Origin of the sequence: Thalassotalea sp. Y01 (assembly GCF_012932945.1) — a bacterium.
In the GTDB taxonomy this organism is placed as follows: domain Bacteria; phylum Pseudomonadota; class Gammaproteobacteria; order Enterobacterales; family Alteromonadaceae; genus Thalassotalea_A.
In genome coordinates this window covers 236,038-249,748 of sequence record NZ_JABBXG010000003.1, presented here as the reverse complement: position 1 = coordinate 249,748, position 13,711 = coordinate 236,038, and the positions used below count along the sequence as shown (strand labels likewise).

Here is a 13,711-nt window from a genome sequence, read left to right as displayed (position 1 = left end):
TTAGGATTATGAGCAAAGAACGTATTGCCATTGCCGGTGCCGGTCCAGTCGGCAGTTTGCTGGCAGTGATGCTAGCCAAGAAAGGTTATAAAATAGATTTATTTGAGTCGCGCCCAGATTCTCGTCAAACCAATATTTATCAGGGTAAGTCGATTAACCTGGCGTTATCTGATCGCGGTTGGTTGGCTTTACAATCAATTGGGCTTGATAAAGAAATTCGTGAACACGCCATTCCGATGTATTGCCGGGTTATGCACGACAAACAAGGCAACTTGAGTACATTCCCATACGGTAAAGATAATCAGGCTATTTGGTCGGTTTCTCGTGCAGGCATTAACGAGCAACTAATTGATATCGCCGAGCAACTAGACAACGTCAGTGTGCATTTTGAGCACCGACTTGCCGATCTTAACTTTGACACGGTGGAAAGTGAGTTTAATTGCAAAACAGGTAAAGCTGAGTTTAACAGCGACCTGATGATTGGTGCCGATGGTGCCTTTTCAAAAGTACGTCGTCTTGCACAAGAGCTACCGGGCCAGCGTATCAGTCATTCGTTAGAATACATGCCACAAAGCTACATGGAACTGAGTATCAGTGCCAATGCTGATGGCAGCCATAAGATGGAAAAGAATGCGCTGCATATCTGGCCAAGAGGCGAGTTTATGCTGATCGCTCTGCCAAACCCGGATGGCTCATTTACTTGTACCCTATTCCTTGATCATGAAGGCGAACTGAGCTTTGAATCATTAGATAATCAAGAAAAAGTTAAGGCCTTTTTTGAAGACAACTTCAAAGACGCTTTGCCATTACTTGATGATCCGATTAATGACTTTTTTAGCAAGCGTCCATCGTCTTTGTGTCTGGTACATATTTACCCGTGGGTATTTAACAATAAGGTCGCCCTTATTGGAGACGCCGCGCATGCCATGGTGCCATTTTACGGTCAGGGCATGAATTGTGGCTTTGAAGACTGTCGCGTTATGGACGAGCTGGAAAGTGAATATAACGGCAACTGGCAGCAAATATTGCCAGCTTACCAAACAGCTCGTAAAGCGAATGGTGACGCCATCATTGAGCTGGCAAAGCGTAACTTCATTGAAATGAGTGAGTTAAGTGGTGATGCAAACTTTTTGTTACGCAAGAAGATAGAAGCCAAGTTTAACGAACGCTACCCAGAGCTTTGGGTGCCTTTATACTCTATGGTAACCTTTTCGCCTCAAATACCTTACGAATATGCATTGCGTACCGGCGATATACAAAAGCAAATCATGGATGAAATCATGCAAATCCCTAACATTGCACAATGTTGGCAAGAAGAGCATATTTATGACCGTTTGCACACCTTAGCCGTGGCGAAATTGGAGGCTGCATAATGTCTTGTCCTTACCATCAAGAAAAGAACGTTAGAGACTTGGAAGACAGTATTCATACTGACTTTAAAAATGACATGTCTTATGGCGACTACTTATGTCTTGATCAAATTCTAAGCGCACAAAAACCACTGTCCGATCAACATGATGAAATGTTGTTTATCACCATTCATCAAGCCAGTGAACTTTGGCTGAAGTTGGCAGGCTTTGAGCTTAGCGCTGCCGTTAAAAACCTGCAAGACGGTGACTTTGGTCATGCCTTTAAAGTGATTTCTCGCGTTAAACAAATCTTTATTCAGTTAACTCAATCATGGGGCGTGTTATCGACGTTAACACCTGTGGATTACTTAAAGTTCCGCGATGCTTTGGGCCACTCTTCTGGCTTTCAGTCTTATGAATACCGTAAGCTGGAATTCTTACTTGGTAACAAGAACAAAGCCATGTTGAAAGTGCACGAAGCCAAACCTGATGTGCATGCTGAGCTTGCCAAGGTATCAGCGGCGCCGAGCCTTTATGACGAAACCATTAAGGCGTTAGCCAAAGCAGGTTTTGCCATCGACAGTGAGCAACTTGAACGCGACTTTAACTTGCCATACAACAAGAATGAGTCGGTGTTAAATGCCTGGTTAGAGGTGTATGCCAACTCACAGAAATACTTTGAATTGTATGAACTGGCAGAAAAGTTAATGGATATTGAAGATGCCTTCCAAAATTGGCGATTTAAGCACATGTATACGGTACAACGCATCATAGGCAATAAGATGGGCACAGGCGGCTCATCTGGCATAGGCTTTTTGAAAAAAGCACTGGATATCAGTTTCTTTCCAGAACTTCTTGAATTACGAACACGTTTGTAATACAAGACAATTAAACCTAATGAATAACAACAAGGAATGGCCTAATGCAACATTGGGACGACTATTGGCATAGTGGCTTTTTAACGTCGTTTGGCAGCGCTTTCAACGATAATTATCAAGGCGTATATCTAGAATTTTGGCAGGCCATTTTTACCAGTCTGCCTAAAAAGGCAAAGATTCTTGATCTCGCCACAGGCAATGCATCCTTGCCTTTAATCGGCGCTAAAGTATCAAATAAATTAGCACTTGAACATCATTTTTGTGCAACTGACCTTGCTAACATAGATATCAAACTAATTAGCGATAAATTAGCTGATATTTCATCACAAGCTAAAGATACTGTAGAGCTATACCCTAGCACCTGCTCCACTAAATTGCCTTTTGTTGATCAAACTTTTGATTGTGTTACTTCGCAATATGGATTCGAATACAGTGACCAATTACAAACGTTGACACAAATATCTAGAGTCTCTAATCCGCACGCACAAGTAATTCTAGTTACCCACCATGCTGATTCTGTAATTTTAAAAAGGAACAATAAAACCATTCAGTTGTTAACTAAAATCTTAAGTAGTAATGGCTTGCTTGCCATTATTATTAAGCTAGTAAAGCAACTTGGCGATGATGAAAATCGCTTTGATAGCAAGTCGGAAAAACTAAGAAATAAACTAAACATCAAAATACGCAGTTTAGAGCAAGATAATAAAACTAGCTATATGGATACTAATATCCAAGAGCTGATTTTAACATTGTTTAAGCAAGGGACACTTAGCCAGCAGCAAAGACTCAGTAAAATAAGCACCTACAAAATGGAAGCGAGAAGTCACATACAACGTCTTTCTGACTTGAAAAATGCCGCAATTAGCGAGAAAAAGCTCGAGCTACTGTTAACTCAAGCAGACCAATTAGGCCTAAAACCTATTGCTAAAGAGTTGCTACGTGATAATAAAGACAACTTGCTAGGTTGGATAATAAAGCTAAATAAACGTGGTTAAGGCGATCTTAATAAGAAGTTTTAATAAAAAGCCCAGTCAAATGACTGGGCTTTTTTAATTCAATTAACGCCTATCCCTAAAATGGTTATAGTTACTTCAAAGCAAACAAACCAAAAACTTAACAAATAATACTCTTTAGTAAGGGCTAGAACGGAAGTATACGTAACTTTTCCATGAAAAAGCGAGTGAGTGAGTGACTGCGTGAGTCATAACCTTTAAGTTACCTGACTTTTTAATCAAAAATAGCTTTTTCATTGCCACCTTAATTTTACACTTTATAAATTTCCGTAAATTAAAGGATGAAAAATAAGTATTAATGCCAAAAATCATCTTTTATTTTTACAGTTTTTATAGAAGATCTATGTACTAATTTTACCAAGTAGCCCCTGCTGACTGACAAACATCATAGTGATAAAACAATGCTCGTTTTTCCCTATAGTCACTTCCTAAATTAGAATCCTGCATTTTATTAATCAACACATAAAATAGATCATCTTTTGGTAATTCATATAGTAACTCCATATCAATATTGAAACATTTTTCCATCAAATAATGAAAGTGCTCAATACTAATATCAGTATCCGATATTAGCTCTTCCAGGTTACTGCAATTGTTAAAATCATAAGTTTCTAATAATGCATTAGCTCTTAGATTATCTAAATTCCTTTTAACATTTAAGCACTGCAAAGGAAAATGGTGAATAGGAACAGTTTCGAACTTATGATAAGACATGATCTTATGTCTACATTGCTCAGGCGAGTCTTCCAAAGAAGCTATTGCATCGATAACACAAGAGCAACAAATCCCAGTATCAATAGATATGTCTTTAATCGACTCATTTCGATAAGAAAAGTAAAACTTATTCAGGCAAAATACGACACTATATAGTTTTGAATCTAAACTTGGGTCACTTTCCGCTTCTTGAAAATCGTGTAAGAAATATGAGTCCACACTTTCAAAGACATATTTGAACTTTTCTTTGATGATGTTGGACGCATTAGTGAAATTACAGACAGGGCAATTCATAATAATCCTCAATAAATAAGGCCTACTAAACGCTTACTCATTTTAAATATTATAAATTGTTCGGGTGCATCGACTTTGCCGCTTTTTAAAGTAGGCGCAGGCTGCCCGACAGCCTTGCTTTGATTCTATACCGTTTTTTAAGAAAATGCTTTTGATAATTTAATTTTGATTAATGGCACTTTCAAATTCATCTTTAGGCATATTTAAGATACATGCTATGACCTCTAAGCGATCAAAGTTTGTCAGGTACTCAACTTCATTAAAAGCGGCATTAATTTCTTCCCAATGACGCTGAAGGCTAATTAAACACTCTGGCGATGAAGAGAATTCTAATAGGTTTATTGTATCTCGTTGAGCTGTGCCGTTTTCCAAGCTCAATTTTAAGTCCTTTAAGGACTTATACCCATAAAAATCAATCGCAATGGTTCTTTGTGCCTGATTCAATTTGCATTCAGTAAAATTAGCTAAACGGCGAGCTTGTCGTTTAAGTATTTTTTCATATTGTGATTTTTCTTCAGGCACTAAAAATCTCCATAAGTACCGAAGCATCCACAGCATATTCGTTACTTAAGAAGTATTAGCAAATTTTATAATGGGCTTTCGCTTTGTTTTTGTGGTCACAGGCTACCATTTCAGCCTTATATACATATATAAAAGTAGTTTAATATACTTATTTATATTCCAGCAGGTTTAGTTTTAACTTTCTTCCCACTTTTAAACGAAGCTCCTCCCTTTCTAAAATCAAACATATTCATTTTAAAGCTTGAAATAGAAACTTGCTGAGCTCCGTGGACATGAGTAATTAGTTTTTCATGTCTCTCTTTATATGGTGCTTTAGCGACAGAACCACCAAATTCACCTGTATTAACCAAAACTACATGTTGGTACATATGATAAAAAAGGGCATCAACCATTGAATCAAAGGTACTAACATCCATGTTTAATGCTGGAATTAAATAAGCGTTAGACTTGTTCTTTAAATCAGCACTCATTGCAATGTCAGTCGAATCAAAGCAAATAGAGCCTGTTAACCGGAACCCATCTTCATTTTCAAATGCAGGGTGAAGTAATTCAATAAATAGCTGATACGGTCTCCAAGGTTTTATATGTTTGACTTCATCCTTCATCATATGATACTTCCCCTGAAGCCTTTCAATAAACGATCTACCACTGGCTAGTTTATTAGGAATTATCCATTTAGCTACGTTATTCGGCCCATCTACGTTAGGAATATTAGTAAAATTTAATCCTGTAAATATTATTGCCCCTGTTTTATCAGAGAGCCTTTTCAAAATATCAATATCTTCAGTATTTACTGCTAGTTCAGGCCAAACAATTAAGTCAACCTTTCCTGATGTATCATTATTTAGAGATTCATGGCTATATTTTTTGTGCAAAATTAACTCTGCGACCGATGCTACATGGCGTCTATGCTTAACACGGTACTCCTCTGTATCTAGCTGTAAACCGTGTTCAACAAAATCGGACTTCTGAGGCAAAAGCGACTGCACCATCACAACATCAAGATCTTGTTTGTTCTTGTCCCACCCAAGGCTTATTTTTTCTACGTAACCAGGGATGCCTGATAGTTGGCAGAACATACCTTTTTGTTGCTCAATTCTAGCTTCAATCAGCTTTTTGAGGGAAGTTAAGTCCCAATTAGTCGGCCACATACGCTCTTTGTCAAATACCTCTAAGCCTGGCCATTGAAGTAAATTAAATAGTAAACCGGATAACCAGCTGCTCATAGGTGCGACTTCACCATTAATACTTTCAGGAGAATGCATCATTCCGAACTGGCGTTTTAAATACCCTGACTTAATACCACTATATTGCCCTTGCTTATTGCTATATGAATTACCCAGTGACCAATCTAATGAGCCAGTTAGACAATTACGAATAAACATACCGATATGATATAAAGGTTTATGCTCTTTTGAGACCCAATCAGGAGCTTCAAACAGTGGAAATTCATCACTGATAATATTCACTTCTAGCCGTATTTCTGATGCTAGGCTTTGAATTGAGGACCAGTTTGAACATTTTACCTGAGAGTTAATTAAGTCTATCGGCTTTTCAAAATCAAAACCTTTTAGGCATTCATGGATTAGTAACAGAACAGCGTTTTCATGCTTAAAGGGGTTAGAGTTGTGCTTAATCACACCCATTATCGGGTATAGCCTTTCAGGGTTTTTGTCACTAACTAGAACTTCTTTTTGGTATAGGCCTGCTTGCTTGCAGATTGAGTTATCAGCCTTATGCCAACTAAAGTCATTTTTATTACTATACTCGATTAAGTCTGAAAATAAGGATGGTGACTCCCTAGCAATTTCAGTCATTAAGTCTGTAACATTTCGCTTATTTAGTTGTTTAACTCCTTTTTTAACAGCTCCTTTTTTACCGATTTTTTCTAAGAAGTTCGATAGCGACCTAATAACATTTTCATTACTCTTTGAAAGTTGATGCGCAATAAGGGCATTCGAAATAAACTCTTCATGGTTCATGTCATTCGCTATAGTTCTATGACCTTTGATCATCTTAGATACAATATTGAAGTCCTGATCATCCTTATCTTCATATGAGAGTAAACTATCGTTTCTAACTAGTAGTAAGAAACGAGCCTGCTCCTTTACTCCTTCAGAATAATTTCCAACCCCTTGGAGAATATCAACGGCTAAGCATTGGAGATATTCGAAAAAATCATGGTGATTTGAGTGGGCAGGAAAAGACCATTTTGATTTACTATGGATAACTGTAGCACTATGCCTAAAGACTTCTCCTAAACAATACTCCATGACAAAAGACTGCCTGCAATCCTTTCTATTCCTTACAAAATTAAACTGTGAAATCAAAGCTTTGATGATTTTTACATCAGGAAAAAGCTCTAAACCTTTTTTGAGTAATAGAACTAAAGATGGATCTTTAGTCCAACAAGCAATGAACTTTCGTGCCATTCTTTCTTGTAAAAAATCCCAACTACCAGGAACCAATTCACTTTTTTCATTTAACTCTTGAGTATAAAAGCTTCGTTTCTGCTTTAGTAAATTATGAATTTTATTAGCAGCAAACCTAACCAATGTGTCTTCTCTTACATCATGATTTGGAGCTTCAATAAGAGCAAGTGGATTTGTACTTAATAAGTTGGTTGGCACAGCACGAATATAATCAGCTAAATTAATTAATCCTTCTAAGTGACCTAACTGTTCATCTACTTCACTATTAGAAATTGGACCGCTGACTTTCCCTTGAATGGTTTTTAACTTTTGGGATATACCTGTTCTTTTTAATTGAAAGGGTTCAACTTTAGTTTTCTTTTTATTTAGCTTCAAACCTAGTGCTTTCAGCTCATTATCAATAAAAGACTCTAATTCGTCTTTAATTGACTTGCTTTCATTGGCTTCAGAAACTATTACCAAACGCATATCATCAACGTAGCGACAGTAATCAACTAATCGGTATTTATCGGCAATTGTACTACCAATTAAGTCTGCAAACTTTTCATCAAAGTCTAATAAATAAACATTGGCAAAAAAACCTCCAGACACTAATCCTTGTGGAATACCCATTGGAATGGTCTCTTGATCTTTTTGGCAAACATCTTCATATAACTTTGAAGAATTTGAGTCCCATGACCAACTTTCAAAAGAACTAAGTAAATAACTTAATATTGGAGATTTTTCCTTATCGAAATCCTCGATAAGTTTAGTGATTCTCTCCGTTAGCTTTTCACGATCAATAAAGTCATAAAAACTTTTTAGATCTAAATGAACTTCAAAAACGTTTTCTTTATCTACTTTTGATTCGATAGCCTGCTTTGCAAAGTGGTAAGGGCGCTCTAAGAACCTCTGGTAATCAGTAAAATACTTACTATATATGGTGCTATTTCCCCATGGGAAAACCGCTTGTTCATTTATAAAACGACAAAATAATCGATTACCATAATTAACTATTTTTCTTTCATGAACATCATCTAATGTCGTTGAAGTATCGCCTTGCATTGTTTCGACATGATTCGCTAAACACATCATTAATGCTGTGAACAATGTTTGTTCTTTGATAGGCACGTGTGCAAGAGGTCTAAGGGGAGGGACAGTTCGCTCTATTTCCTCACTTTCATCCTTTTTTGTTCCTATAGGTTGCCAAGTTTGATTTAATCCTTCTAAAGCTTCTGCTTGTCCTAATATTTTTGTAGGTTCATTAACTGGTGGAAAAAGTATAGATTCAACAAACTCCCATTTGGTAGATTTTGGTGCTGGTACTAGCCTTAGAGGGGTCAAACTATAACTTATCGACTCTAGTTCATTTTTCCAGCGTTCCAAATTAGAGGAGAGTGATAAGGTTGATTGATCTAACTCAAAAGTATTTGCATACCAGTTTGTAGAACGAATATAACTTTGCGCTTTCTTCCATGCCTGCGCTAAAACAATTTTATCGCATAAATACGAGTCCGTAGGCTTTAAGACTCGGTATTTTTTATCTAATAATCCCATAAATATCTCAAGTTAATTCGTCAATTTACTTTAGTTTTGACCTGATGCTAAATCGAGCTTGCTCTGTAAAGGCTCACCTAACAGCTCATTAAGTAGTTCATTGTCTTCTATGTTTTCATACCTATTTTCAATATTTTCTTTTAGCAAAAATAATCTTGCTTCAGCAGTACGAACCATTTCATTAAATGTAATAGCATGCACTTCTCCAAACTGTTGTGATTCTGAAGAGCCAATTTTTTGAAACTTACTTGCTTTAGGGCAAATAGAATCACCCACAACATAGGCTTTTATATATGGTTGTGACGAATCAACCCCTGCATGCCAAATATCTTCAACATAACGCTTCGCTTGGTCAGTTTCATCTCTACCTATTTGAAAACCACCTTTTTTTAATTCAATAAGCAGTACCTTTTGGGTTTTCTTCAATTCACCTACAAATTGCTCAAGACCCACTAAACTAACTGATGAGTCTCCACCGACAACAATATCTGGCCTTTTAGCTGAATTTAAAAATTGTTCTTTTTTAAAGCTTTTTTTAAAAACAATTTCCATTGTTTTTCTTAAACCTTTATTGCTCGCATACTCAGGAGTATCAAATTCAGGACCAAAAACCCACCTAGCCCTTTCAATTAGGGGGTGCAACGTATGTAATTCATCTACAGTATGATCATCACTCAAACGTTGGATGGCTTCGATCACTTTAATTCGAGCATCAATTTCAGCAAGAATCACCATGGCATCACTTACATTCCAGTCATCAAGAAATTGATCTAATGCTTCTGCATCTGAAGCATTTATATCTGTGAGTTTATGAAACAGAGATATACCTGCTCTAGATTTTTCTAGATTGATTGCAGCTTTAAAAGCTAACTCTAATAATTCTATTTTTATATCGGGATTTTCAGATAAAATTGAATCTACAAAGTCATACAGCTCTTTTTGAGCTAGTTTGGGAAGCTCTCTTAAATCAGATTTATGATTACTAAATACATGTCGTTTAGCTGAGTCAACCTCTGTCTTAGATAGCTCAAAATAACAAGCTTTCACGAAAGAAGATATTTGTTCGGTTATTAACTCTATCGCTGAAAAATCATTTTTAAACCCAGACCAATCGGCCTCAACATAGTCTAAAAGGTCATCAGACTGAGCGATTAGGGTGTAACGCTTAGCAAAGGTTTTACGGCCATCTAAAACTTGTTGACCTTGAATAGACCAACTTGGAGAGCCTAAAAGTCGCCCTCCAAGCCAAAAAGCTACGCCATGTTGGCTAGCACTTTTAGATACTGAAGTTGAATCTACAAGTGAAAGCTTTAGCTTAATATCACCAACAGGGTTTATTTCTGTTTCTTTTATAAGCCCCGGGTGCTCAGATAAAGTGATTAAACTTCCATTTATGTAAACTTTGAACTCAGGATTAAACAAGAAGCGAGCTGATATTATTTCTTTTAGCTCATCTAAATTTATCAAATGCCGCTCTGCTACAACGCTTATTTTAGTGCCATGTCCTGTCGCCTCTCCTTCACTATGAGAGTCAACTTTAATTGGCTGAGCACCTGAAGATAAAACTAAAACATATATATTTTTCTTAGATTCCTTCCATGTTTCAACAGTATAAGTATCACTAAAGCAAAGACCAGCGTGGCGTCCAACACCGTTTCGACCAAAAGCTAATCTTTTCTTTGAAAGTTCATTATCAATAGGAATCTCCACAAATGAACCTTGGTGTTTGCGTCTGTCGTACCGTAACTTCAACCAGCGTTGCTCAAACTGCTGGTTAGTCATTCCAATACCGTTATCTTCCACAGTGATTACACCACCGACTTCCTCAGGGAATATGATTTTTACCTCTGATGCTCCTGCATCATGTGCATTAGCAATTAACTCCGTAATAGCTACATCAGCTTTGGTAGATATAGAACCGATTTCTCGAAGTAAAAAATCATCTTCATATGTTACTGAATAACTCATATAACAACGTCCTTTTAGTAATATTCCTTGATGTAACCATACGCCCTATCAAACAGCACTTGGTCTTTATGTAATTTGTATTTAAGTAGTGCCTTACGAAGTGACTTTTGTACTTCACGTTCGCCGCCTGTGGTGTTTTGCCAGCCAGGGAAGTTAACTATGCGAACGATGGCATCAATATCAGTAACGATACGTTCTACTACCGCAGGTGTTTCATCGTTTTTAAGCTCTAAAAACAAGTCTGTTAGTGCCGCTTTAGGTGATTTTTCTTGTACTTCTTGCTGTAAGTCTTTTTCAGCAGATACCGTATCTTTAGCTATTGCACAGAGCTCTTTAACAAACTCAATTGAGGTGATTAAACCTTTCTCGGCTTTGTCACGTAGCTCTTCTAAGCGTTTACTGAGCTTTTTAAACTCAGCATTGCCGCCGTGTTTTTTAAAACGTTGTATTAAGTCTTTTTCAAGTTGCTTGATTTTTTTAGGATCGGGGTTGTTGAAGATGTTTTCAATGACATCAGCATCAAGTACAAACTCATCTAGGGTGTGTACTTCACCCACATGAATGTTTTCATGAATTAGCTGAGTGGTTTGAGCCCCAAGCGCTAACCACAGCATTTTACCTACGTTATCTGAAGCAGGCTTTACAGACTCAAATACTTGCGCTAGCCATTTATAGTCTTGATTGTATGGGTCTAAAATATTATCTGGTGATAATGATTCCCATAGTTTTGATAAGTACTTAAAGTCTTTGGCAAAGGCGTCTTTTTTATCATCTGTGCTAATGGCATTTTGTGCCGCTTCTAAGCCTTCGAAACCATCGAGAGTTCTATCTACACCGTCAAAGTGATTTAACGCATCAGCCATGGCTTGTGGTAAACGCGAACGTAACTCACCTAAGTTAGTAATAACTTGTTGAACGCTTTCTTCATCAAACTCTAATGCTTTTGCGGCATCGTCAAATACACCAAAGTAATCAACAATACAGCCGAAGTCTTTATTTGGGTATAAACGATTGGTACGACATATTGCCTGTAACAAGGTATGGTCTTTTAATGACTTGTCTAAATACATGGTTTGACAAATCGGCGCATCAAAGCCAGTTAATAACTTAGCGGTAACAATAATAAACTTAAGCTCAGATTTAGCATCGTTAAACTCATCAACAATCTTTTCTTGTTGGCTTTTATCAACGCCCCACTTTTGTTTAAACTCAAAGTCATCATTAGCCGTGGTTGAAATAACCACTTTACTGGCTACCTCTGGGAAGTAGTTATCTAGCTCTTCTTTGTATTGCACACAGGCATGTCTGTCTGGGGTGACTATCATGCCTTTAAAGCCTTGTGGCACTACTTTATCTTTAAAGTGCTCGGCTATGTCTTTAACTATTTTGGCAACACGCTCAGGTGATTTTAAGAAGGCTGACATTTTGGCTGACTTTTTATTTAGCTCATCGGCTTCTTCATCACTTAATGCGGCGCTTTCTTTAAATTCAGCAAAGGCTTGGTCAATGGCTTGAGTATCAACATGTACATCCACTAAACGTGGCTCAAAATGCAGTGGTAATGTGGCTTCATCTCGAATAGAGTCATGGAAGGTATAACGCGACATATAGCCGCCTTTATCTTCTTCTGCGCCAAATGCCCAAAAGGTATTTTTATCCGCTTTGTTTACAGGCGTACCAGTTAAACCAAATAAAAAAGCATTAGGTAAAGCGGCACGCATTTGACGGCCTAAATCACCTTCTTGGGTGCGATGCGCTTCATCGACTAATACAATGATGTTTTCTCTATCATTCATATTAGGTTTGGCATCACGGAACTTAAAGATGGTTGAGATAATGATCTTACGGGTATCACGCTCAAGCATTCGTTGTAATTCTTTAATACTATCGGTTGATTCCACGTTAGCGACATCAGCGGCATTAAAGGTGCCACTAATTTGGGTATCTAAATCGGTTCTATCAACCAAAACAATTACTGTTGGGCTTTTAAGCTGGGCAGCTCGGCGAAGCTTTTGTGCAGCAAATACCATTAATAACGATTTACCAGAGCCTTGAAAGTGCCAAATTAAGCCTTTCTTAATTTTACCCTCAATGACTCGTTCAACAATTTTATTCGCCCCTTCATATTGTTGAAATCGAGGAATAACCTTAATACGTTGTTTCTTTTTATTGGTGGTAAATAATGAGAAGTTACGCATAATATCGAGCAAGCGTGCCGGGCTTAATAAGTCAGTAAGTTCTTTACCAATTTCAGCTAAGCCAAGTGCTTTGGAGATTTGGTTATCATCATTTTCTGTGCGCCAAGGAGCCCAGAATTCTAACGGACAACGTATTGCGCCATAGAACAGCTCTTTTCCTTCAGTGGCAAACGACAAGATATTAGGCACAAACAGTTGCGGTACTGCATTTTCATAAATGCTATGTACTTCATGGGCACCATCTAACCAACTAACTGATGGGCGAATCGGTGTTTTAGCTTCACCAACAACCACAGGAATACCGTTAATCATTAATACTACATCAGGTATTTTAGTTTCACGATGATGGATACGGAATTGATTAGTCACAACATAATCATTACGGGTTAAGTCATCAAAGTCGATTAAGTTTACAGGCACATGGCGATTATTTTCACCAAATGGCATGGTTTTTTCACCTGTCATCCAAGCAAAAAATTCTTCATTGGCTTTAACTAAGCCCATTTGGTTTACCGAAATTAAAATAGCACGGAGTTTATGTATTACTTCATCTGCCAAATTTGGGTTAGCTTCAATCTCAGGATTAAGGCGAATTAATGCTTTAACCAATTCAGACTCAACTAATACCTCGTTAACACCACGGCCTAATTGCCCAATCTGTTCAGCCGATTGAAATTGCCATTGAACACCAAAAGTTTTTGGCTTTGGTTCTGAAACTTCATTCTGACTATGAGAGTCGTTTAAATTAACGCCAGTCATTTGATGGATGATGTAGTGTTCCACACTATTTAATTCGGTAAATCCCAT

General features: G+C 37.4%; 8 protein-coding genes. 3 read left to right on the top strand and 5 right to left on the bottom strand.

Annotated features, from left to right (window positions below):
* Positions 1–8 precede the first annotated feature (8 nt).
* The 3 genes from HII16_RS05960 to HII16_RS05950 are packed head-to-tail and all read left to right on the top strand — an operon-like array spanning position 9 to position 3,222.
* Positions 9–1,373, top strand: coding sequence for an NAD(P)/FAD-dependent oxidoreductase (locus HII16_RS05960; protein WP_169128347.1), 1,365 nt, complete (start codon positions 9–11; stop codon positions 1,371–1,373).
* Positions 1,373–2,227, top strand: a complete 855-nt coding sequence (gene kynA, locus HII16_RS05955; RefSeq protein WP_169128345.1) for a tryptophan 2,3-dioxygenase — start codon at positions 1,373–1,375, stop codon at positions 2,225–2,227. Before HII16_RS05960 ends, kynA begins: the two co-directional genes overlap by 1 nt.
* Positions 2,228–2,271: 44 nt before the next feature.
* Positions 2,272–3,222 carry a class I SAM-dependent methyltransferase gene (locus HII16_RS05950; protein ID WP_169128343.1) on the top strand — a complete coding sequence of 317 codons (951 nt, stop codon included), beginning with the start codon at positions 2,272–2,274 and terminating at the stop codon, positions 3,220–3,222.
* Between the two features lie 372 nt (positions 3,223–3,594).
* Here HII16_RS05950 and HII16_RS05945 read toward each other — a convergent pair whose 3' ends face one another.
* From HII16_RS05945 to HII16_RS05925, 5 genes are all read right to left on the bottom strand, one after another.
* Entirely contained in the window at positions 3,595–4,248 is a 654-nt protein-coding gene (locus tag HII16_RS05945) for a hypothetical protein (RefSeq protein ID WP_169128341.1), read from the bottom strand.
* Between the two features lie 159 nt (positions 4,249–4,407).
* Positions 4,408–4,770 carry a hypothetical protein gene (locus tag HII16_RS05940; RefSeq protein WP_169128339.1) on the bottom strand — a complete coding sequence of 121 codons (363 nt, stop codon included), beginning with the start codon at positions 4,768–4,770 and terminating at the stop codon, positions 4,408–4,410.
* A gap of 152 nt (positions 4,771–4,922) precedes the next feature.
* On the bottom strand, positions 4,923–8,738 hold the full coding sequence (locus HII16_RS05935; protein WP_169128337.1) for an RNA-directed DNA polymerase: 3,816 nt from the start codon (positions 8,736–8,738) through the stop codon (positions 4,923–4,925).
* Between the two features lie 30 nt (positions 8,739–8,768).
* Complete coding sequence (locus HII16_RS05930) at positions 8,769–10,706, bottom strand: ATP-binding protein (protein WP_169128335.1); 1,938 nt, start codon at positions 10,704–10,706, stop codon at positions 8,769–8,771.
* Between the two features lie 14 nt (positions 10,707–10,720).
* Positions 10,721–13,711: an HsdR family type I site-specific deoxyribonuclease gene (locus HII16_RS05925; protein ID WP_169128333.1), complete on the bottom strand. Its 2,991-nt coding sequence runs from the start codon at positions 13,709–13,711 to the stop codon at positions 10,721–10,723.